The sequence below is a fragment of the Gordonia sp. QH-12 genome, assembly GCF_001578675.1.
Classification (GTDB): domain Bacteria; phylum Actinomycetota; class Actinomycetes; order Mycobacteriales; family Mycobacteriaceae; genus Gordonia; species Gordonia sihwensis.
This window is the reverse complement of record NZ_KQ969312.1, coordinates 1-22,039: the sequence shown is the minus strand read 5'-3', so window position 1 is coordinate 22,039 and position 22,039 is coordinate 1. Positions and strand designations below refer to the sequence as shown.

At 68.0% G+C, this 22,039-nt stretch carries 19 protein-coding genes; 7 read left to right on the top strand and 12 right to left on the bottom strand.

The genetic code is table 11. The features are described from left to right. Nucleotides 1-48: 48 nt before the first annotated feature. From Y710_RS17950 to Y710_RS17925, 5 genes are all read right to left on the bottom strand, one after another. Nucleotides 49-1,011: a Ppx/GppA phosphatase family protein gene (locus Y710_RS17950; protein WP_062368085.1), complete on the bottom strand. Its 963-nt coding sequence runs from the start codon at nt 1,009-1,011 to the stop codon at nt 49-51. After that, nucleotides 1,008-1,535: a DUF501 domain-containing protein gene (locus Y710_RS17945; protein ID WP_006897574.1), complete on the bottom strand. Its 528-nt coding sequence runs from the start codon at nt 1,533-1,535 to the stop codon at nt 1,008-1,010. The genes Y710_RS17950 and Y710_RS17945 overlap by 4 nt, the downstream gene beginning before the upstream one ends. Continuing rightward, entirely contained in the window at nt 1,536-1,901 is a 366-nt protein-coding gene (locus tag Y710_RS17940; protein ID WP_006897575.1) for an FtsB family cell division protein, read from the bottom strand. 355 nt (nt 1,902-2,256) lie between these two features. Then, entirely contained in the window at nt 2,257-3,540 is a 1,284-nt protein-coding gene (eno, locus tag Y710_RS17930; protein ID WP_006897576.1) for a phosphopyruvate hydratase, read from the bottom strand. 80 nt (nt 3,541-3,620) lie between these two features. Next, complete coding sequence (locus tag Y710_RS17925) at nt 3,621-4,283, bottom strand: lytic transglycosylase domain-containing protein (RefSeq protein WP_231650005.1); 663 nt, start codon at nt 4,281-4,283, stop codon at nt 3,621-3,623. Nucleotides 4,284-4,665: 382 nt separating this feature from the next. Between Y710_RS17925 and efeU the strand changes: the two genes are divergently transcribed. The 5 genes from efeU (at nt 4,666) to Y710_RS17900 (ending at nt 10,090) form a co-directional block, all read left to right on the top strand. Then, complete coding sequence (gene efeU / locus Y710_RS17920) at nt 4,666-5,559, top strand: iron uptake transporter permease EfeU (protein WP_062368084.1); 894 nt, start codon at nt 4,666-4,668, stop codon at nt 5,557-5,559. Nucleotides 5,560-5,639: 80 nt separating this feature from the next. After that, on the top strand, nt 5,640-6,857 hold the full coding sequence (gene efeO, locus Y710_RS17915) for an iron uptake system protein EfeO (RefSeq protein WP_062368083.1): 1,218 nt from the start codon (nt 5,640-5,642) through the stop codon (nt 6,855-6,857). A gap of 61 nt (nt 6,858-6,918) precedes the next feature. Beyond that, nucleotides 6,919-8,253: an iron uptake transporter deferrochelatase/peroxidase subunit gene (gene efeB, locus Y710_RS17910; protein WP_006897580.1), complete on the top strand. Its 1,335-nt coding sequence runs from the start codon at nt 6,919-6,921 to the stop codon at nt 8,251-8,253. 35 nt (nt 8,254-8,288) lie between these two features. Next, nucleotides 8,289-8,702 (top strand): TIGR02611 family protein, encoded by a 414-nt coding sequence (locus Y710_RS17905; protein WP_062368082.1) that lies wholly within the window; start codon nt 8,289-8,291, stop codon nt 8,700-8,702. A 119-nt stretch (nt 8,703-8,821) separates the two neighbouring features. Continuing rightward, nucleotides 8,822-10,090: a hypothetical protein gene (locus tag Y710_RS17900; protein WP_062368081.1), complete on the top strand. Its 1,269-nt coding sequence runs from the start codon at nt 8,822-8,824 to the stop codon at nt 10,088-10,090. A gap of 325 nt (nt 10,091-10,415) precedes the next feature. On the opposite strand, the gene Y710_RS17890 is transcribed toward Y710_RS17900, so the two are convergent. Together Y710_RS17890 and Y710_RS17885 are read right to left on the bottom strand one after the other, a co-directional pair. Next, complete coding sequence (locus Y710_RS17890) at nt 10,416-11,570, bottom strand: nucleoside triphosphate pyrophosphohydrolase (protein ID WP_062368079.1); 1,155 nt, start codon at nt 11,568-11,570, stop codon at nt 10,416-10,418. A gap of 64 nt (nt 11,571-11,634) precedes the next feature. Next, complete coding sequence (locus Y710_RS17885) at nt 11,635-12,612, bottom strand: LysR family transcriptional regulator (protein ID WP_006897585.1); 978 nt, start codon at nt 12,610-12,612, stop codon at nt 11,635-11,637. Nucleotides 12,613-12,684: 72 nt separating this feature from the next. On the opposite strand from Y710_RS17885, the gene dapA reads away from it, so the two are divergent. Next, nucleotides 12,685-13,617, top strand: a complete 933-nt coding sequence (dapA, locus tag Y710_RS17880; protein ID WP_062368087.1) for a 4-hydroxy-tetrahydrodipicolinate synthase — start codon at nt 12,685-12,687, stop codon at nt 13,615-13,617. Between the two features lie 19 nt (nt 13,618-13,636). On the opposite strand, the gene Y710_RS17875 is transcribed toward dapA, so the two are convergent. From Y710_RS17875 to Y710_RS17855, 5 genes are all read right to left on the bottom strand, one after another. Beyond that, nucleotides 13,637-15,193, bottom strand: coding sequence for an HNH endonuclease signature motif containing protein (locus tag Y710_RS17875; RefSeq protein ID WP_062368078.1), 1,557 nt, complete (start codon nt 15,191-15,193; stop codon nt 13,637-13,639). A 70-nt stretch (nt 15,194-15,263) separates the two neighbouring features. Beyond that, on the bottom strand, nt 15,264-18,854 hold the full coding sequence (mfd, locus tag Y710_RS17870; RefSeq protein ID WP_062368077.1) for a transcription-repair coupling factor: 3,591 nt from the start codon (nt 18,852-18,854) through the stop codon (nt 15,264-15,266). Nucleotides 18,855-19,193: 339 nt separating this feature from the next. Beyond that, complete coding sequence (locus Y710_RS17865) at nt 19,194-20,411, bottom strand: Dyp-type peroxidase (protein WP_062368076.1); 1,218 nt, start codon at nt 20,409-20,411, stop codon at nt 19,194-19,196. Next, nucleotides 20,408-20,995 carry a copper chaperone PCu(A)C gene (locus Y710_RS17860; RefSeq protein WP_006897590.1) on the bottom strand — a complete coding sequence of 196 codons (588 nt, stop codon included), beginning with the start codon at nt 20,993-20,995 and terminating at the stop codon, nt 20,408-20,410. The genes Y710_RS17865 and Y710_RS17860 overlap by 4 nt, the downstream gene beginning before the upstream one ends. A 74-nt stretch (nt 20,996-21,069) precedes the next feature. Beyond that, nucleotides 21,070-21,651, bottom strand: coding sequence for a hypothetical protein (locus Y710_RS17855; RefSeq protein ID WP_231875779.1), 582 nt, complete (start codon nt 21,649-21,651; stop codon nt 21,070-21,072). 191 nt (nt 21,652-21,842) lie between these two features. Between Y710_RS17855 and Y710_RS19190 the strand changes: the two genes are divergently transcribed. Further along, nucleotides 21,843-22,039: hypothetical protein (locus tag Y710_RS19190; protein WP_231875778.1), on the top strand; the 197-nt coding region annotated here is incomplete at its 3' end.

The following is a 22,039-nucleotide window of genomic DNA, read 5'->3' as shown; positions in this document are numbered from 1 at the left end:
GAAGGAATTGTCAGACACGCCCTAGAGGCGGGCTTGCGGCCGCCTCGCTCAGCGAGCGGCCAGACCCAACGCGATGCCGTCCAGGATGTCGTGCTCCGAGACCACCATCTCGGTGATGGCGGCACGGTCGGCCAACTGTCGAGCCAGCTCACGGGTCACGAGCGCGCCGCCGCCGATGACGTCGGCACGCCCCGGATGCATCGGTCCGAGCGCCAGCCGCTCCTCGCGTGTCATCGCGACGATGCGTCCGCAGAGAACGTGAAGTTCCGCCAGCGGGATCCGCGAGTGGTGGATCACCTCGGGGTCGTACTCGGTGAGACCGGCGTGAAGAGCCGCGAACGTCGTCAACGTTCCGGCGACCCCCACCCACGTGCGCGCGGGGCCGACATCGACCGCGGCGAACGCCTTTGAGAGTTCCTCCGCCGCGATCGCCGCGGCACGGGCGCGCTCGTCCAGGGTCGGCGGATCGGACGCGAGTGCTCGTTCGGTGAGTCGCACGCAGCCGATGTCGGCGGAGTATGCGCCGGCCACGACCGCCTGCCCTCGCGACACCGAGCCGACGACGACTTCGGTGCTGCCCCCGCCGAGGTCGGTGACCACGAAGGGTCCGTCCGCCGGGTCCAGACCGCCGACGGCGCCCCGGAACGACAGCCGTGCCTCCTCGTCACCGGAGATCACTTCGGCCACCGCGCCCTCCTGCACCTTGCCGAGCAGTTCGGCCGTCATCGCGAAGAACTCGTCGCGGTTGCCCGCGTCCCGTGTCGCGGACGTCGCGACCATGCGGACTCGCTCCACCCCGGCCGCGACCATCGCCTCGACGTAGCCCGCCAGCGCCGCGCGGGTGCGCTCGATCGCCTCGTCGGCGAACTGGCCGGTCGCGTCGACGCCCTGCCCCAACCGCACCACCAGCATGTCGCGCCGGACGTCGGAGAGCGCTCCGTTCTCGTCGACGTCGGCGATCAGCAGCCGGATCGAGTTGGTGCCGCAGTCGACGGCGGCCACCCGGGTCACGCGCCGGCCTCGTCGGAATCCGGTGCGTGCAACGGCCAGTCGGCGGGCACGGCGATGCCGCGGAGCTTCTCGATGTCGGCGAGCAGTGCGACGGCCTCGTCGCCCAGCGGGTTGACGCCCGGCCCCTTGGCCAGTGAATGCGCCACCAGCACGTGCAGGCACTTCACCCGATCGGGCATGCCGCCGCCGGCGAAGTCGGTGCCGAGCGATTCGATCGCGTCACGCTCGGCGAGGTAGCTCTCGTACGCCGCGCGGTAACCGGCAGCGAGGTCGGCGTCCTCGGCCAGCCGCGAGGTCATCTCGCGCATCACGCCACCCGACTCCAGACGGCTGCAGGCCCCCGTCAACCGCGGGTCGGTCAGATAGTAGAGCGTCGGAAAGGGGGTGCCGTCGGGCAACCGGGGTGCCGTCTTCACGACCGCGGGCTGACCGTCCGGAGTGCGGTAACTGATCTCCAGCACCCCGCGCGGCTCACGTCCCAACTGCTTCGCGACCAGTTGCAGGTCGGCTTCGGTGATGCTCACTTACCCTCGGGTCTCCGGCGGCGTCGACACCGCATCCATCAGATTCTCGTACCACGGCGTGGCTTTGCGTTGACGCTCCGCAGCCTGCTCCGCCTCTTGCTGCTGGCGCGTCGGGTTGATGATGACGATCGGCTTCTCGCCCTTCGGCACGTACTGCAGACGCTGCCGCGCCTGCGCCTCGATGTACGCCGGATCGCTCTGCTGCGCCAGCTTGTCCTTGTACTGCTGAGTCTCCCGCCGCAGCTGCGCATTCGACTCCTGCAGCTGGTTGAACTCGTTGCGCTGGGCGATGTAGGTCCGCACCGGGACGGCGAGCGTCAGCATCAGGAAGATCGCCATGCCGACCGCGATGCCGACTGTCGTCACGCTGACGCCGCGACGCTGCGCGAACAGGACGAGCCGGGACGGCGACGCCGGGAGGTCCCCGGACGCATTGCCGCGAGGACGCTCCGAGGTGCGACGACGGCGAGCGCCGGCATGGGAGGCGCCTACCGACGCGCCGCCGAGATCAGCACGCGGATCGCCGTCACCGGCCGACTCGCGGGGCGCGGTCGGCTGGGGCGGAACAGCAGAGTCGCGAGACCGGGTGCGCCGCTGGTCGGGACGCGATCGACGCGACGAACTCGCCGGCCGATCGGATCGCCCGCGACTGCTGCGCCGGCGGGCGGCGCCACCGCTCCCCCCGCTCCCGGTCTCGCCTTCTGCCATACCTACTAGCTAATCACGCACCGAACGAAAAGCGCGGGAACGCCAGGTCACCGGCGTAGCGCGCGGCGTCGCCGAGGCCCTCTTCGATACGCAGCAACTGGTTGTACTTGGCGACGCGCTCGCTGCGTGCCGGCGCACCGGTCTTGATCTGGCCCGAGCTGCACGCGACCGCCAGATCGGCGATGGTGGTGTCCTCGGTCTCGCCCGATCGGTGGCTCATCATGGTCTTGTAGCCGCTGTTGTGCGCCAGCGCGACCGCGTCGAGAGTCTCGGTGAGCGTGCCGATCTGGTTGACCTTCACCAGGAGTGCGTTGGCGATCCCCTTGCTGATGCCCTCTTCGAGGCGCTCCGGGTTGGTGACGAACAGATCGTCGCCCACCAGCTGCACCTTGTCGCCGATGGACTCGGTGAGCGACGCCCATCCGGTCCAGTCGTCCTCGGCGAGGCCGTCTTCGATGGACACGATCGGGAAGTCGGTGACCAGCTTCTCGTAGAACGAGATCATCTCGTCGGCGGACTGCGCCTTGCCCTGGAACTGGTAGGCACCGTCGCGGTAGAACTCGGTCGACGCCGAGTCGAGCGCGATGACGATGTCGCTGCCGAACTTGTAACCGGCCTTCTCGACGGCCTCGGCGATCACGCTGATCGCGGCCTCGGTGTTGGGCAGATCCGGAGCGAAGCCGCCCTCGTCGCCCAGCGCCGTGCTCATGCCCTGCTTGTGCAGGACCGACTTGAGCGAGTGGTACACCTCGGCACCCCAGCGGAGCGACTCGGCGAACGTGGCCGCACCCGTCGGCGCGATCATGAACTCCTGGAAGTCGATGCCGTTGTCGGCGTGCGCACCGCCGTTGATGATGTTCATCATCGGGACCGGCAGGATGTGAGCGTTCGGCCCGCCGACGTAGCGGAACAGCGGCAGACCGGCCGACTCGGCCGCGGCCTTGGCGACCGCCAGCGACACGCCGAGCAGAGCGTTGGCGCCGAGGCGCGACTTGTCGGGGGTGCCGTCCAGATCGACGAGGGTCTGGTCGAGGACACGCTGATCGTCGGCCTCGATACCGATGACCTCGGGGGCGATATCGCCCAGGACTGCCTCGACGGCCTTCTTGACGCCCTTGCCGAGGTAGCGGTCGCCACCATCGCGCAGCTCGACGGCCTCGTGCTCACCGGTCGAGGCACCCGAGGGAACCGCTGCCCGCGAGAAGGTGCCGTCGTCCAGGACGACCTCGACCTCGACGGTCGGGTTGCCGCGGGAGTCGAGGATCTCGCGCGCGCCTACCTGCTCGATAATTGCCACTTGTCAGCCCCAATTCGATGTTCGATGTCGTCGGGTCGGCGGAGACGCCGACAGATTCCGAGGTCCAGGATAAACGCAGATCAGTAGCGGATGTTCACGGAGTAGGCGTTCGCGTAGTTGCGCACCTTCAACACGTACTCGTCGTGATTGTTGTAGGCGTGCACGGCCGCTTCCCAGCCTTCGGGCGTGGTCATGTCGCCGCCCGCGTACACGCAGAGATACCGCGCCGCCGACAGCGCCGCGTCGTCGATGTTGTCCGGGTCGGCCGCGCCGTCGCCATTCGCGTCCACTCCGTAGCGCATCCACGTCTCGGGAATGAACTGGAACGGTCCCATCGCGCGGTCGTAGGTCGTGTCTCCGTCGAGCCGCCCTTTGTCTGTGTCACGGATCACCCGGTTGCCCTTGGTGCCGTCGAGAGCGGGACCGCGGATCTCCGGGCGCACGTCGCCGTTGGGTGCGACGGTGGCGCCCCCGTGCCTGCCGTGCTTGGTCTCCACCGCGGCGATCCCGGCAAGCGTGGTCCAGCCGATCCCGCACTCGGGATGCTGTTGACGCTGGATTTCGGCGGCGTTGCCGTACGCCTCCAGAGCGGTCAGCGGAATGGCCGTCGCATCGGAGATGGGTGTGGCCCACTCACGCATCTTGTCCGCGGTGCGGCCGGGCGAGTTGATGTCGATGTAGGGCTGCTGGGTTCCGACCCCGGGCGGCAGCCCGTCGGGGATGTCCGGACGGTCCCACGGCATCCGGATCCCGCACGACGACAGCGAGACCGCGACGGCGACCGCGATGGGAGCGACCCACCACCGGCGCCGATTGGTCGTCACCGATCGCACAACTCGGGTCACAGGTCCTCATCTCTCGTCACTGCACTGGATCTCTCGTCACTGCACTCGATCGCACCGGCTCGCCGGAACGGCCGGGGTCACGGCGCGCACAAGCCTCGCACACCACCAGACCAACTCCGAAAACGCCGCGGGAGTTCCCGCCGCTGATCCGGTTTACGCATTTCCGGCGTCGATGCAGCTAGAGGACGAATCCGATTAGGAGAGGCTCACCCAACGTGGGTTATCCTTACCGGGTTGTCCGGCCAACCTGACCGGCGGCGCACGGCGGAAGGAAAAGACGGTGACGATGCTCATCGCACAGGGCGCCCCCTCGGTGGTGACCCAGATGGTCGGGAGCGGTCTGATCGGTGTGCGCGAGGGGCTGGAAGCCGGGATCGTCGTCATGGTCCTCATCGCTTTCGCGGTGAAGTCCGAACGCCGCGACTCGCTCAAGTGGATCTGGCTCGGCGTCGCCGCGGCGCTCACGATGATGATCGCGACGTTCCTCATCATTCAGTTCGGTTCGTCGACGATCTCCTCCCTGGGCGCCGAGCTGCTCGCAGGGATCGCGTCCCTGGTCGCCGTCGCCATCGTCACGTTCATGGTTCTGTGGATGCGCAAAGCCGCCGCACATATATCGGGCGATCTGAAGTCGGGGCTGACCAACGCTCTGGCGGTCGGCGGCGCCGCTGTCTTCGGACTGGCCTTCCTGGCCGTCGGACGCGAGGGCTTCGAGACCGCCTTGCTGATGGTCGGGTATGCCGAGAGCGTCTCCGGCGGGGTGTGGCCGCTTGTGGGTCTGTTGCTCGGCATGCTCGTCGCGGTGGTGCTGACGTGGCTGTTGTACAAGGGCGCCATCGCGATCGACTTCGCCAGATTCTTCACCTACACCGGCTACTTCCTGATCGTCGTCGCCGCGGGCATCCTCGCCTACGGTGTCGGTGCGCTTCAGGTGTACGGCTGGCTGCCCGGCCTCGGCGAAATCGCCTTCGACATCTCGTCCTGGTACGACCAGAGCGCCTGGTACGGCGTGATCCTGGCCGGCATCTTCAACTTCCGTCCGGAGCCCACCGTCCTGCAGGTGATCGCCTGGGCCGGATACATCGTCATCGTGGGCGGGCTGTTCTACGCCCGCGGACGGTCGTCGACGCGCAGATCCGAGGCTGCCCCCGCCACGCTGGAAGAGGCCTCATAAGCCGCATCGCCCGGGCGCACTCCCGTCCTCCCCACCACGCCGACTCCGACTCACCGCGTGGACACCGTGAAAGGAACACCATGGTCAAGCTCTCCCCCGTTCTGCGGAACGTCGTCGTGCTCGGCGCTGTGGCCGCCACGCCCCTGGCACTGGCCGCATGCGAGGCGAAATCGTCCGGCGACGGCGCGGTGACTGTGACCTCGTCCAACGACGGCTGCGAACTGTCGACCACCGATCTGCAGACCGGCACCGCGAACTTCGAGATCAGCAACGCCGGATCCAAGGTCACCGAGTTCTACGTCTACGGCAAGAACAATCGCGTCCTCGCCGAGGTGGAGAACATCGGTCCGGGCCTCAAGGGCAAGCTCAGCGTGGAGTTCAGCGAGCCGGGGACCTACACCGTCGCGTGCAAACCGGGCATGGTCGGAACCGGCATCCGACAGAAGATCGAAGTGACCGGCGAGACCAAGCAGAAGAGCCAGGCTCCGGCCGATGTCGAGGCCGCCAAGCAGCGCTACCTCGAGTACGTCCGGGGCCAGCTCAACGGATTGGTCGCACAGGTGCAGACCTTCACCGGCGACGTCAAGAGCGGCGATCTGGATGCGGCTCGCAACGGCTTCGGCCTGGTCCGCACGTTCTACGAGCGCATCGAGCCGGTCGCCGAGTCGTTCCCCGACCTCGACCCCAAGATCGACATGCGCTGGGACGACACCGAGGACGGCAAGCAGGAGTTCACCGGATTCCACCGCATCGAGCGCTTCCTCTTCCCTCCGAAGGCCGATGAGGTCGGCGAAGCCGAGGGTCAGGTGGCGCCCGCGGACGCCGCCGCCGCGAAGACCGCCGATTCCAAGGCCGCCATCGACAAGGCCGCCGATCAGCTCCTGACCGACGTGACACAACTGCGCGACGAGGTCTCCGCCCCCGGTTTCGAGTTCGAGACGCAGATGTTCGTCCACGGCCCGCAGGCGCTGATCGACGAGATCGCCAAGACAAAGGTGGCCGGCGAGGAGGATCGCTACAGCCACACCGACCTGTGGGACATCGCCGCCAACATCGACGGCTCCGAGACGCTGATCGCGGAACTGCAGCCGATGATCTCGGCGCGCGACCCGAAGCTGATGGACAAGATCACCGCTCAGTTCGCCGACGTCCGGTCGTTCATCGACCAGTTCCGCGAGGGCGACGGCCACGCCTCGTACGACAAGGTGTCGCCGGCACAGCGCAAGGAGTTGTCGGACAAGGTGGACGCCCTCTCGGCGACTCTGTCGCAGGTGCCCGGCCTGGTTCTGCAGAAGTGAGCGGGAATACGAAGTGAGTGACAGCGAAGCGCAGCCGACCGGAGACCCTGAGGCTGGTCGAGTGCCCGATGCGAGCGAAGCGAGCAACGGGCGTATCGAGACCCCCGCACCCGACGCACCCAAGCCCGGTGTGTCCCGCCGCACCGTGCTCGGTGCCGCGGGGGTCGGCATCGCAGCCGGTCTCGCCGGCGGAGCCGCGATCGGCGCGACCGTCGGAGGTCGTGGCGACTCCGAGCCCGACCGCGTCGTCGCATTCCGCGGCGAGAGGCAGGCCGGCATCGTCACCGAGGCTCAGGACCGCCTGCACTTCGCCGCCTTCGACGTCATCACCGACTCGCGTGAAGCGCTGGTCGACATGTTGAAGAAGTGGACTGTCGCGGCCGAGCGGATGACGCGCGGTGAGGAGACCGTTCCCGGCGGTGCCACCGGCATGGGCGAGTATCACCCGCCCGCCGACACCGGCGAGGCACTGGGCCTGTCGCCCGCACACCTCACCCTCACCATCGGCTTCGGCCCCGGACTGTTCGGGCCGAGCGCCTCCGACCCCGGCCGCAAGGACCGGTTCGGCATCGCCGACCGCAAGCCCGCGGCCCTCGCCGACCTGCCGGCGTTCGCGCAGGAGAAGATCGAGCCCTCGCGCTCGTTCGGCGACATCTGCATCCAGGCGTGCGCCGACGATCCGCAGGTCGCGGTCCATGCCGTCCGCAACCTCGCGCGTATCGGCGTCGGCGTCGTCTCCGTCCGGTGGTCGCAGCTCGGTTTCGGTCGCACGTCGTCCACGACCCGCTCGCAGGAGACGCCGCGCAACATGTTCGGTTTCAAGGACGGCACCGCCAACATCCGGGCCGAGGACACCGAGACCCTCGATAAATGGGTGTGGGTGGCTCCCGGCGACAACCCGCCGGCGGCACAGTGGATGACCGGCGGCACCTATCTCGTCGCACGGCGCATCCGGATGGACATCGAACCCTGGGACCGAGCGAATCTGAAGGAGCAGGAGGACATCATCGGCCGGACCAAGCAGTCCGGCGCGCCGCTCAGCGGCGAGGACGAGTTCGACGAGCCCGATTTCCAGATCACCTCATACGGCACGCCGATCATTCCGCTGACCTCCCACGTCCGTCTCGCTCACCCCGACATGAACAACGGTGCGCAGATCCTGCGGCGCGGATACAACTTCACCGACGGCTCGGACGGTTTCGGCCATCTCGACGCGGGACTCTTCTTCGTCGCCTTCAACCGCGACAGCTTCAAGCAGTTCGTGCCGATGCAGCACCAGTTGTCACGCAAGGACGCGATGACCGAATATCTGATACCGAACGGTTCGGCGATCTTCGCCGTCCCGCCGGGGCTGCGTCCCGGTGAATACTGGGGACAACGTCTGTTCGAGAAGTAGCAGCGTCCCCTGACAATCGTAAGGACCTCACCGCCGTGCCCACGACCATGGACCGGATCAGATCACTCGGAACCGCGTACACGCGCGTCCGTCGGACGTCTCGATTCGGCTGGGTGCTGCGGTACCTCACCATCGCGGTCGGCTTTCTGGTCACCGCCGCCGGGGTCATCACGATCCCGTATCCGGGGCCCGGATGGGCCATCGTCTTCCTCGGACTGCTCATTCTGTCGCAGGAACTGGAATGGGCGGCACGCCTGCGCAAGTGGATCATGTCCAGACTCAACTCGATGTACTCCGATTACATCGACGGCAATCGGCTGGCGCAGTTCGCGCTCGCCGTCGGTACGTGCGCCGTCGTCTTGCTGACACTGTGGGTGACGGGGGCACTCGACTTGGCGCAGGGCTGGGTCGGCCTCGACTACGGCTGGCTCGACTCGCCGCTGGGCTGACGGGTTGAGCTGACGGGTTGCGCTCACGGGTTGAGCCGCCGGTCGTGTGATCGATCGACGCCTCGCCCGGCCGGGCGACTTCGATCATCGGTGGCCGTCCCGGGTGCGAGGATCGACGGGTGAACGAGACCTCACCCGCCGCCGGCCGATCGACCTCCAGGCTCCGCGCCGTGGTCAGCGCACTCATGATCGTCGTCGCCTTGATCCTCGCGCCCGTCGCCTCCGTCGGGACATGGGTACGCCTGCAGCTCGTCGACAGCGACCAGTTCGTCGCGACCTTCGCCCCGCTCGCGGACGATCCGGCGGTCCAGAACTTCGTCGCCGACCAGATCACCGATCAGATCAACCAGCAGGTCGATTTCGAGCAGATCATCGGTCAGGCCTTCGACGGAATCTCCGAGTCCGGACTTCCGCCGCGGGCCACTGCTGCCATCTCGTCTCTCCGGGGGCCCGCCGTCGCCGGCATCCAGTCGCTCGTCGCGTCGACGGCGCAGCGGCTCGTGGCCTCCGATCAGTTCGCCGATCTCTGGGCGCAGAGTCTGCGCGTCACCCACAGGCAGGCCACGGCGCTGCTCAAGGATCAGCCCGACGCGGCGCTGGCGCTCTCCGACAGCGGCACCCTGAGCCTGCAGCTCGCCCCGCTGGTCGACGCGGTGAAGCAGCGTCTATCCGCCCGCGGCCTCGACTTCGTGAACCGGATCCCGGTGACGAACCGATCAGTCACGATCCTCCACTCGGACTCGTTGGGTCTGGCGCGCGTCTCGTACCGGGTGGCCGTGATCGGCGGACTCTGGCTGTCGTGGGTGGCGGTCGGACTGCTCGTCGGCGGGATCCTGGTAGCCAACCGCCGGCGACGGGCGACGGTCGCGTCGTCGTTGGCCGCGGCCGTCATCTTCGCACTGATGTCGATTGGCGTCTGGATCGGTGGAAACGTCTTCGTCTTCTCGATGAGCCCGAATCCGTTGCCGAGCGCTGTCGCGCACGCGATCTTCGACCAGGTGACCGCGATGATGGCGTCGACGCTGCGGGCCCTCACCTTCCTCGGGCTGCTGATCGCGGTGGTCGGCTGGTTCGCCGGCCCGGCGCGGCCCGCCCGCGCCGTGCGGTCGGTCCTCGACTCGGGGTTCACTGGTCTGCGTGGCGCGCTGGACCGCGCCGGCGGCGACACCCGTGGCTTCGGCCGAGCCGTCGACAAGTACCGCGCCGTGATCTACTGGATCGCCCTCGCACTCGGCATGGCCGCCTTGTTCGCCTCGCGGCCGGTGACATTCACCGCGATGGCCTGGCTGGTAGTCGCGCTGGTCGTCGTGGCAGTGGGTGTCGAGGTGGTCCGGAGACCGGAGGTGGGTGAGGGCGGCGTCACGTCTGAGCCCAGTGACAATACATAAGAAGCTAAGAAGCGAGGCAGAGGCACTACTTCGAGCGGAGTTCACCCACGAACTCAACGAGCTGGTTGAAAGCATCTCGGGTCAACTGGATCTTCTGACTAGGCTTCCGGTCCGAGATTCGTTCGGGCGACCCGAATGTCGTCAACTGAATTAACGATTCGCCGTCTTCCGCACGGACGATCGCCACCTCGCATTCAACCTCAGTTGGGTCAAGGCGAGTTACATCGGGCACTTCAATAAGAGAGCGAACTATAGCCACCGATCGATAGTCGCACAGGTACTGCCCCCGTCAACGACTAGCCAGGCCGGAGAGAAACGGGGCCGCCTACTCCCGCTCTGCCTCCCCCTCGGCGCTCCACTTCTCCACCACGACCATGCCGGGGACCTTCGGGACCTTCAGATCCTTGACCTTGTGAGTCTTGCCCTTCTTGTTCCGAGCGATCGGGTCTTCGTCGACGACCAGTTCCTCGTAATCCTCGTCAGCAGGGTCCTCAGCGGTGTCCTCGATGCCGGCTTCCTCGACGTCCGCGCCGGAGTCTGCGTCCGCGTCGGGCTCCGCCGATTCCTCGACATACGTCATTCCCAGGTACTTGCGCCACGTGTTGTCGTCCCGGGGCACCACACCGTCCTCGGCGGCGGCGCCCTCGGCGGTACGGACCTGGTTCATCAATGCGATCGCGCGACGACGGAGGTCGTCCTCGACGCTGCCGACGGCATGCTTGCGGAAGGGGATATCGACTCGATAGAGCGAGGGGCTCACGGCCGCGACGGGGAAACCTGCGCCGGCGAGACGCTCGAACACCTTCTGCACCAAGGCCAGCGCCGGCTGGGTGGTGACGATGCCGTCGAGCACACTGCCGCGTTCGCGCTCGGCGGCTTTCGCCGCCTCCCACTCGTTGATCTGACGATGCAGATCGGCGTGCTCACCGCCCAGAACGCCGGGTGTTCGATTCGACACTTTGTCGATGAAGCTCTGCGCCACGTCGTCGATGTCGAACGCCCCGACCGCCGAATCAGCGGCGATGCGCGCGTGGAACAGCACTTGCAGGAGGAGATCGCCGAGCTCAGAGCAGAGTTCCTCGGACGTACCGTGGTCGATCGAGTCGAGCAGCTCGTACACCTCTTCGAGAAGGTACTTGCGCAGCGAGTCGTGCGTCTGCAACCGCTCCCACGGGCCCATGCGACGAAGCCGGTCCATCAGCTCGACAGCCCGCAGCAGCTTGCCGCCCGGGAGATTACTGCCTTCGATGACCGGCTCGCCCCACTTCAACCGCTCGACGACAGCCGGATGATCACGATCAGAACTCACCAGGGTCTTAGTACCGTCGTCCTCGACCAGACCGACGAGCTCGTACGACGGCAACTGCCACAACAGCGACGGGTGCACCTCTTCGGTGACGGCCACGGTCTCCGCGAGCAGCGCCACCGCACCGGCAGGAACGAGATCGGGTCGCGACGCGTCGAGCAGGACCACGGTCATGGAAGCTCCTCCTCGCAAATCAGTGTCAACCTCGACATTAACGCGTCACAAGGCTTCGCTCCGGTCACACGCGCGGGAAGGAATCGTGTCGCGCATTACTGCCGGGATGGCGGCCTGACACCGAGCCATCCTCACTGCCGTCTTCACTCGGCACGCCCCTGATCTCCGTCAGTACTGCCCGCAATGCCGGGTCGGCCTCCGCGCTGTGCCTCCACACGGTATGGACCTCACGCCGCGGCGCATTCTGCAACTCGCGCACCGCCACCCCCTCCGGCACGCGAGGCCGGGCGAGGCGCGGGATCAGCGCGACCACGTCGCCCGCCTCGACCAACGCCATCTGCGTGCCGAAGTCGTCCACCGAGTGGATCACGTCCGGCTGCTGCTCCGACTCGGCGAACAACCGCTCGAACCACCGATGACAGACCGTGCCGACGGGACTGGTCACCCATCCGCAGTCGCGGAGCTCGGCCCGCCGGATCGGCCGGTCGGCCTCAGCCAGCGGATGCCCCAGCGGCACCGCGAGGTCGCCGATGTCGGTGTGCAGATGCGACCGCTCCAGCCCCGCCGGCACCGCGACCGTCACGCCGTCGGCGTCGTGAACCATCGCGAGATCGGCGTTGCCCGACTCGACCGCGTACACGGCGGGCACCGGATCGAGTTCCGTCACCTCGACTCGCACCTCCGGATGGAGGCGTCGCACACGCTTCAATGCGGGCGCGACGATGCCGCGGACACCGGTCGAGAACGCTGCGATCCTCACCACACCGCGCGGCGAACCGGCATCCACCGACCGTGCCGCCGCCACCGACTTCTCAAGCGCGTTCAGCACTTCCGGCGCGGTCTCGACGAGCGCATGTGCGGCCGGAGTCAGCACCACCCGGCGCCCGGCCGGCGCCACCAGACGCACCCCGACCTGCGACTCGAGCCTCTTGATCTGCTGAGAGATGGCCGAGGGCGTGAACCCGAGCTCGTCGGCGGCCCGCGCCATCGTCCCCAAATCGGCGACGGCCCGCAGAGCTCTCAATGCTCCGACATCGATCATGAAGTACTCCTAACGATTACTCACGATAACTCCTCGCTTGTGGTGAACTATTTCCGTGGCGACGATGAATGCATGACTTCGACCTCGCATCCCGCGCGCGCGATCTTCGGATCGAACCTCGTCGCCATGCCGACGCCGATGAACCCCGACGGCTCGCTCGACGAGGTCGGCATCGGCGCGGTGGCGAAGCACCTCGTCGACACCGGCTGCGACGGGATCGTGGTGGCCGGCACCACCGGGGAGGCTCCGACCCTCGAACTCGTCGAATTGCTTCGCGTACTGGAACTGGTCCGCGCCGCGGCGGGTTCGGCGACCCGCCTCGTCGTCGGCGTGGGCACCAATCACACGGCTAAGAGCGTCCAGACCGCCAGAGCAGTCGCCGCGGCAGGCGCCGCCGACGCTCTGCTGGTCGTGACGCCCTACTACTCGAAGCCGCCTCAGGCCGGAGTGATCGCTCACACGGTGGCGATCGCCGACGCCACCGAACTCCCGGTGATGCTCTACGACATCCCCGGCCGCACCGGCCTCGCTCTCACCCGGGAGACGCTCGTCGAACTCTCGCACCACCCGCGCATCGCCGCGGTGAAGGATGCGAAGGGGGATCTGTTCGAGGTGATGTCGGTGATGGCCGAGACCGGGATGGCGTACTACTGCGGCATCGACGAGCTGAACCTGCCGTACCTGGCGGCCGGAGCCTCGGGTCTGGTCAGCGTGATGGGAGTGGTCGGCGCAGACCGCAACAGGGACCTCATCACGGCGATCGATGCTGGCGATCTGCCGCGGGCCCGCGCGATCAATGACGCCGTCCGTCCCCTGACGATCGCACTGATGCGCACAGCACCGGGTGTGGTGACCGCGAAGGCCGCGCTCCGCGAGATCGGCGTCATCGCCCATGCCGCCGTACGCGCGCCACTGCTCGAGGCGACCGCCTCTGAGGTCGCCGTCATCCGCGCCGCCCTCGCGGCCGACGGTCAGCCGACCGGCAATCGGTTGCTGACGGCATAGCCGACGCGCGCTATCACCCTCAGAACGGCGGTTCGCCGTCGCCAACCAGCATCGCCTCTCGGCGTCGGCGGTTAGCCGCGCGCCGCTGCATCCGATAGCGGTGTTTGGCCTGGGTGCGGGTCCGTGCCCTCTCGGGCTCCCCCTCGGCGTGTCGTGGCGGTTCGCGCGACTGGCCGATCGACACGCCGTGACGGCACTGGAAGCGGCCCAGCTCCGGCAGCAACCAGAGGTTCAGCGCCTGCTGACGCACCGAGACTCCGTCCGGGGTCGTCACCTCCGACCAGAGAACACCGGCCGCATCGACGACCTGGTCGTCGACCCACCCGCTGCCGAAGGTCTTCAGACCGTGATGGAAGCGGCATTTCGGGTTCAGATTGCACAAGCAGGTCGGGCCGCCCGCGGCGGGGTCCACGTGATCGAACTCGACGACGTGATCGAGATCGGATTTCCACGCGGGACGATCGCAGCCCGGCCAGGTGCACGTGCCGAACAGGGCACGCACCGCGGTGGCTACAGCGGCGGACGGCCGGTATCGATCCGCATGGGCGGCGCAGTCGGCGATGACCTTGTCGATGTCGAGTTCCCGTACCACCGCGTCGGGCCGAGCCATGAGTTCACGCGCACGCCTGGCCGAGATCGGACCGACCCCGTCTTCGTACGCCGGAGTCTCCGACGTCCCGTCGAGGGCGTCTTTGCGGACCACGACGTGAACCACGATCTGACCGCGCCGCGATTCGACCTGCTCCGGCGACAGGGCCGAAGCGCAGTCGTCGCGATCGCATCGGCAGGTGAACTCGGCGCGATGCAGCAGCGCGGTCGCGGCATCGGACCGACGGGCCTGCTTCGTGCGGGGATCGAAGGGACAGACGCCGTCGGCGAGGGCGTCGATGGTACCGAGCGCGATCATCGCATCCTCGGACGAACCGGTGATGACCATCTCCGACATGCCGTCGGACACCGGGGACACGACCACGTTCTTTCCTGCTGCGATCTGCTCGCGCGTCATGGTCACCGCATCGGGATCGTACTCGGCGACCACCGCGGAGACGATCGACTCGACGCGGGCGGCCGATAGCCCGCCCGCCTCGGAGAGACGGTGCGCGATCTCCGCGTCGATGAACTCCAGGAGTTCCAGGTCGTCCACGAGCGCCGTCTGCTCGACGGCCCGCGTGAACCACGCGATCGTGATCCGACCGTCGCGCAGGAGCCTGCCCACCGCCGGGATCCGCTCCACGCACGCGATCGCGCGATCGACGAACATCTCAGCGGTGTGCGGCCGTACTCCGGCTGCGACCGCGTAGGCCGCGGCCGTCTGGCATTGCGGGTCGTAGAGCCGCGAGTACGCGTCCACCGCCGAATCGGCCTCCAACTCAGCCCTTTTCGCCTGATACAGGCGGTACACGGCGGCGTAGCGGTGCCACATCACCGCGCCCTGATAGCAGTCCGATCGAGCGGCGAATCGCAACAGCGCGGCTCGATCGCCCTTCGCGCCGTCCGGGATTCCGATCCGGATGACGATCGCATCGTCGTCGATCCGGACCGTCGAACCCTGAAAACTGTCGATTCGACTACTCATGCCGCCCCCCTTCATCGAACTCACATTCGAGACTATCGGAGGGGTCTGACATCGACCGGACGCTACGACTCTACGACTCCAGCGGCGCGATCGTCTGAAGGAACGTGACCAGATAGTCGACGAGCTCTGTGTCCCGGAGCCGGGGGGAACCGACGCCGCCGGTACGCGGGATCGGCAGTGTCACCATGTGGGTCGCGGCACGGTAGCTCGCCGACGAGTACATGCGCGCGAGCCGGACCTGCTGGCTGTCGAGCAGAAGCATCGGTGAGATCCGGATGGATTGACCGGCCAGACCGACCTCCGCGATACCGCGTTCGCGGCACCGGAGCCGCAGACGTGCGATCGCCGCGAGACGCTGCGTCTCGACGGGCGGCTCACCGTAGCGGTCGGTCAGTTCGCTCATCACCTCGTCGACGTCATCGTCACTGGTGGCCGACGCCAGCTTGCGGTATGCCTCCAGCCTGAGCCGGTCCGCCTCCACGTACTCGACGGGGATGTGCGCGTCCACCGGCAGGTCGATGCGCACCTCGACGGTCTCCTCGGTCGCCACTGCCTTGCCGTCGGCCGCGGCTCGGTACGCCTCGACCGCTTCGCCGACCAACCGCACGTAGAGGTCGAAGCCGACACCCGCGACGTGCCCGGACTGCTCGGCACCGAGGACGTTGCCGGCACCGCGCAGCTCGAGATCCTTGAGCGCCACCGCCATGCCGGCACCGAGTTCGTTGTTCTGGGCGATGGTCGCGAGCCGGTCGTAGGCCGTCTCGGTCAGCGGCTTGTCCGGGCTGTACAGCAGGTACGCGTACCCGCGCTCCCGGCTTCGCCCGACGCGCCCGCGCAGCTGGTGCAGCTGCGAGAGCCCGAAGTTCTCCGCACGGTCGACGATCAGGGTGTTGGCGTTCGAGATGTCGAGCCCGGTCTCGATGATCGTGGTGCACACGAGGACGTCGTACTCGCGGTCCCAGAAGCCCTGGACGGTTCGTTCCAGTTGCTCCTCGCCCATCTGCCCGTGCGCGACCACCACCCGGGCCTCGGGAATCATGTTCGCGAGATGCTTGGCGGTCTTGTCGATGGTCGAGACGCGATTGTGCACGTAGAACACCTGACCGTCGCGCAGCAGCTCGCGCCGGATGGCCGCCGCGACCTGCTTGTCGGAGTATGCGCCGACATACGTCAGGACCGGGTGCCGTTCCTCGGGCGGAGTGAGGATGGTCGACATCTCGCGGATACCCGCCATCGACATCTCGAGGGTGCGCGGGATCGGTGTCGCCGACATGGTGAGCACGTCCACGTGGGTGCGCAGCGCTTTGATGTGCTCCTTGTGCTCCACACCGAAGCGCTGCTCCTCGTCCACGATCACCAGACCGAGGTCTTTCCATCGGACGCCGGTCTGCAGCAGCCGATGCGTGCCGATGACGACGTCGACCTCACCGGAGGCCATCTGCGCGATGATCTCCTTCGACTCGGCCGGATCGGTGAACCGCGACAACCCGCGCACGGTGACCGGGAAGCCCGCCATCCGCTCGGTGAAGGTCTGCAGGTGCTGCCCGGCGAGAATCGTCGTCGGTACCAGGACCGCGACCTGCTTCCCGTCCTGAACGGCCTTGAACGCGGCGCGGACTGCGATCTCGGTCTTGCCGTAACCGACGTCGCCGACCACCACCCGGTCCATCGGGACCGGCTTCTCCATATCGGCCTTGACCTCGCCGATCACCGTCATCTGGTCGACGGTCTCGGTGTAGTCGAAGGCGTCCTCCATCTCCCGCTGCCACGGGGTGTCGGGGCTGAACGCGAAACCCGGTGCCGCATGCCGTGCGGCGTACAGCTGCACCAGTTCGCCCGCGATCTCCCGGACCGCCTTGCGCGCCTTGCGCTTGGTATTGGCCCAATCGGAACCGCCGAGCTTGCTGAGCCCCGGCTGCTCACCGCCGACGTAGCGCGACAACTGGTCGAGTGCGTCCATCGGAACGTACAGGCGGTCGCCCGGCTGTCCCCGCTTGCCGGGCGCGTACTCGATCACGAGGTACTCGCGCCGGGCACCGGAGACCGTGCGTTCGATCATCTCGACGAACTTGCCGATGCCGTGTTGGTCGTGCACCACCAGGTCACCGGCGCTCAACGCCAGCGGGTCGACCTGATTGCGCCGCTTGGCCGGCAGTCGCCGGCCGTCCTTCACACCGACGACGCGAGCGCCGGTGACGTCCGCCTCGGTGGCGATCACCAGACGCGCCGACGGGCAGACCAGTCCGCGCCGCAGCGTGCCGTGGAAGACGCCGACCGCGTCGGCCGGCAACTCATCGCCCGGCTCCACGAGCCGGGCCGGGACCTCGGCCTCACCGAGACGGTCGACGAATCGCATCGCAGTGCCCCGGCCGGCGGCGATCAACGCCGCACGACCGCCCGAGGCGACCTGAGCGCGCAACGACGTCATGAACTCGTCGAGCTCGGCGGGGTCGCCGTGCGGCGCCGGCCCGGGCTGCAGATCGAGTTCGAGCTCCTCGCCCGATCCCGCCGAGAGCGGACTCATCGTCCACCACGGTTTGCCCGCCTCGACGGTCGCACGTTCGACGTCACCGACGCTGCGGTAGGCACTCGCCGACAGGTCGATGGAGGGTTCGCCCGCGGCCACGGGCGCCGCTGCCCCCAGCGCCGCGGCGTTCCACGACGCCTCCAAGAACTCCTCGCCGGTCCTCGCCAGATCGGCGGCACGGGTGCGCACCTTCTCCGGATCGAGGACCAGTACCCGAGTGCCGTCGGGCATCACCTCGGTGAGCATCTGCATCCGGCCGTCGACGAGTGCCGGGATCAGCGCTTCCATTCCCTCGACGGGAATGCCCTCCGACAGTTTGGTCAGGATCTCGCGCAGCGACTCGTCCTCGACTGTCGACGCGAGTTCGGCGGCCCGGTCCCGGACCTCGGCGGTCAGTACCAGTTCTCGGCACGGATGAATCTGGACCACCGACGTGTCGATCTCCGGCTGCGTCCGCTGGTCGGCGACGGAGAACGCGCGGATGTCGGTCACCTCGTCGCCCCAGAACTCCACTCGCACCGGGTAGTCGGCGGTGGTCGGGAAGATGTCGAGGATGCCGCCGCGCACCGCGAACTCGCCGCGGGCACCGACCATGTCGACGCGCTCGTAGGCCATCTCGACGAGCTTCTCGATCAGACCGTCGAACTGCACCTCCGTGCCTTCGGTGAGCGTGACCGCGCGCATCGCTCCGAGCCCGGGAGCCATCGGCTGCACAAGGGAACGGACGGTCGCGACGACGACGCGCAACGGGGACACCGCCGGGTCGGCCAGTCGACTGAGCACCGCGAGCCGGGCACCGACCGTGTCGGCGCTGGGCGAGAGCCGCTCGTGCGGCAGCGTCTCCCACGACGGGAATTGAGCGACGACCGACGTCCCGTTGGGCCCCGACGGCAGCAGTTCCGACAGTTCGGTCGTGAGGTCGTCGGCATCCCGACCGTTGGCGGTCACGACGAGGACGGGGTTCTCGGAGATCTCGGCCAGTTGCGCAACCACCAGCGGCCGGGCCGCGTCCGGTGCCGTGATGTCGAGGCGAGTCTCGCCCACTCGTTCCCGCAGCAAACCGAAGGCCGCATCACGAAACGCGAAGGAGGTCAGCCCGGACAGGGATGGACGCGGCGCAGAGGGGGTCGACACTGTGTCAAGTGTAGAAGACCACCACGTCCTGTCGCCCCCAGGCTCGTCGGTCCCCAGGCTCGTCGGTCCCGGGCTTGTCGGTCCCCCAGGCTCGTCGAGTAAGTCGAGGAGCGGAGCGACGAGGCGCATCGAGACCGCGCAGGCCGCCTGACACGGTCTCGATACGCCGCGGCGCTGCGCGCCGAGGCTACTCGACGAGCCTGGGGAGGGCACCGCGCGCCGAGGCTACTCGACGAACCTGGGAGGGCACCGCGCGCCGAGGCTACTCGACGAACCTGGGGAGGGCACTGCGCGCCGGGCCCTCTCGACGAGCCTGGGGAGGGCACCGCTCCCCCTCCTTCACCCCGACCGACCGGCGGCCGCGAGCAGCGATGCGCCGAGCGGGCGCGAAGGAGCGGCGCCGGGCAGAATCGCGTACACCGAGGAGCCGATGGGCGTCGTCCACTCATTCAGGTCGTCGTGTTCGTCCAGGCGCCGCTGAACCGGAATGTACTGCTTGACCGGATCCCGCTGATACGCGGCGAAGATCAGCCCGCTGTTGGACGTGTCCGCCGAGCCCTCCTCGGGCGGGTCGTCGTAATTGAACCCGCGACGGATGAACTGCTCGTCCGGCGCCCGACGATGCGCCCGCGCGATGTGCGACGACGGCGGGATCACCGGGATGCCGCCGCGTGAGGCTTCGAAATCAGGATCGTCGGACTCGTAGCGCCCGGTCAGCGGTGCGCCGTTGTCGAGGGTGCGACCTGTGGAGAGCTCCCGCCCCCGGCGATCGAGCGCCTCCCAGGTGTCCATGTGCATCGCGATACGCCGCAACACCAGGCTCGTCCCGCCGGCCATCCAGGGCTGTTCGCGCCCGTCGTCCCAGAGGAGGGAGCCGTAGTCGTCGGGGCTCGGCTGGACGGTGCCGTCCACCTGTCCGAACAGGTTGCGCATCGTGCCCGGCGCCATTCCCGGACTGTTGCGGAACCCCCGCTGCACCCACCGGACCCGCACACTGCGGCGGACCGACGAGGTCAGCATGCGCGTCGCATGTGCGAGGGCCACGGGGTCGTCGGCGCCGATCTGCAGAAGCAGATCAGTCTGTCCCCACCGCGGATCCAGCCGGTCGATCGAGAAGGGCGGGAGCGGCGCGAGCCATGACGGCCGCAGAGGCGCGAGAGCCGGCGCCCGGAACACCCGGTCACCGAGACCGACGGTGACCGTCAGGTTGCACGGCAGCACCGCGAGTTCGGGCTCGGTGTCGGACAGGCTCGGCTCGGCACGGGTGAGCCTCGACGCGTCCTGCGTCCACAGGCGAAGGACCCCCGCGAAAGTGTCGACGTCGGTCGGGTCGACGAGATCCAGGCCGACGAATTGAGCGTGCGACTGAGCCGGGGTCACGATGCCGGACTGATGCGTGCCGTAGAACGGCGTCAGGCCGGAACCCGCGGCGGGGTCGGGCGAGGAGAACTCTCGCCCGACGCCCACCGCGGCCGCCCCGATGCCGATGCCCGCCAGGCCCGCTCCGCCGGCGAGGAGGGTACGGCGCGAGACGCGACCAGTCCGCTGCTCAGTCACTGATGCGAGTCGGCGTGCGCCGACTCGGACTGCTGCATGTCGTGCCCGGCCGTACCGTGGTCCATGTCCGGGTGGTCAGTGTCCCCGCCGGGCGCGTAATTCTCCTGATTGCCGTCGAAGTCTCGGGCGAGAGCGTCGAAGGTCTTGGTGGAGCCGTCCTCGAAGCGGATCGTGAACGCGACGTTCTGTCCGGTCGTGATCGGCCTGGTGACATCCATGAGCATGAAGTGCTCAGCGCCCGGCGACAGCGTGATCGACGACTTCGCCGGGACGAGGAAGCCGCCGTCCTTCTGGCGCATCGTGGTGCCGCCGGAGCCGTTGTCGACCACTTCGTGCATCTCGGTGGTGCGGGCGAGGTCGGTGTGCGCCGACACGATGCGGATGTCGTGGTCGGACGAGTTGGCGATGGTCCCGAAGGCGGCGGTCATTCCCGATTCGGCGGCCTTGACCCATTGGTCGGAGACGGTGATCGAATCGGAGGCCGGTGCGGAGGAGTCGTCGCTGCCGCAGGCCACGACGACGAAGGACAGCAGGGCTGCGGCGGTGAGGCCGAGCGAACGGATGAGGGTACGGCTTATCGCCATGAGTGATGTCTCTTTCGTGCAGAGTCTGATACCCCGCGATCGGATGAGACCGCCGGGGTGGTGTCGGATGGGGTTCAGACCAGCGAAGGAGGACCGCGGACCGCGGCGGAGGCGACCATCGGCGCGGGCCGGAGCGCGGCAGCGTGCCGGTCGGCGCGGATGACGACGAAAGCGGGGTCGAGACACACCCGCGTGCTCACCAACCGCCAGACATGGGACACGCTGTTGCCGTACGCCCGGCTCAGTTGCTCGGCGACGAAGAGCACGGCAGCCGCGGCGGGGACGGCGAGTGCGTGCCAGAACAGCATCAACGGCCCGGGCGTCACGCCGGTTCCGTGTCCCGCGTGCCCTGCCATCAGCGACAGCACTCCGTGAGCGGTCGCCTGGCCCGCGGACAGCGCGACCAACGCGCCGGTCGCAGAGATGCCGATCCGGCCGCGAGCCCGTGCTCGCTCCACCGATCGCACCTGAGCGGCGCGGACCAGTCCGACCCCGAGCGCCAGGCCGAGGAGCACCGCGGACTGCGCCGTCGTGGGAAGGTGCCCACCGCCGATCGAGTGGGCCGCGACACCCAGGATGAGCGAGACCACCGACGCCAGGAACCCGTGCGCGGTCGCGGGGACCTGCGCACCGGTCGGCGTCGGGCGAATCAGCACGTCGTCAAGGGTACTACCGGAGGTCGTACCGGCCGAGTCGGCCGCCCTTCGCGGCTCTTGCGCGCGACTGCTCGTCGTCGACGCGCTCGTCGACCGGACCGTCGTCGACCCGGCCGTCGGACACGCTGCCTGACCTCGGCGATCGCCGCCTCGGTTTGAATCATCGGCGTTCGCCACCGATCGTGGAGTGCATGTCTGACGAACGGGAGAATACTGACAGCGAACCGCGCGGGACGGACACTGAGCACGGGACGGACACTGAGCACGGGACGGACACTGAGCACGGGACGGACACAGCCGCCGTGCTCTTGGACGGCGCAGTCTTGATCGACCCGTACACAAAAGAGGCGACATCCGTATCTCTGAATCGCCCCGGGTCTGATGGAGG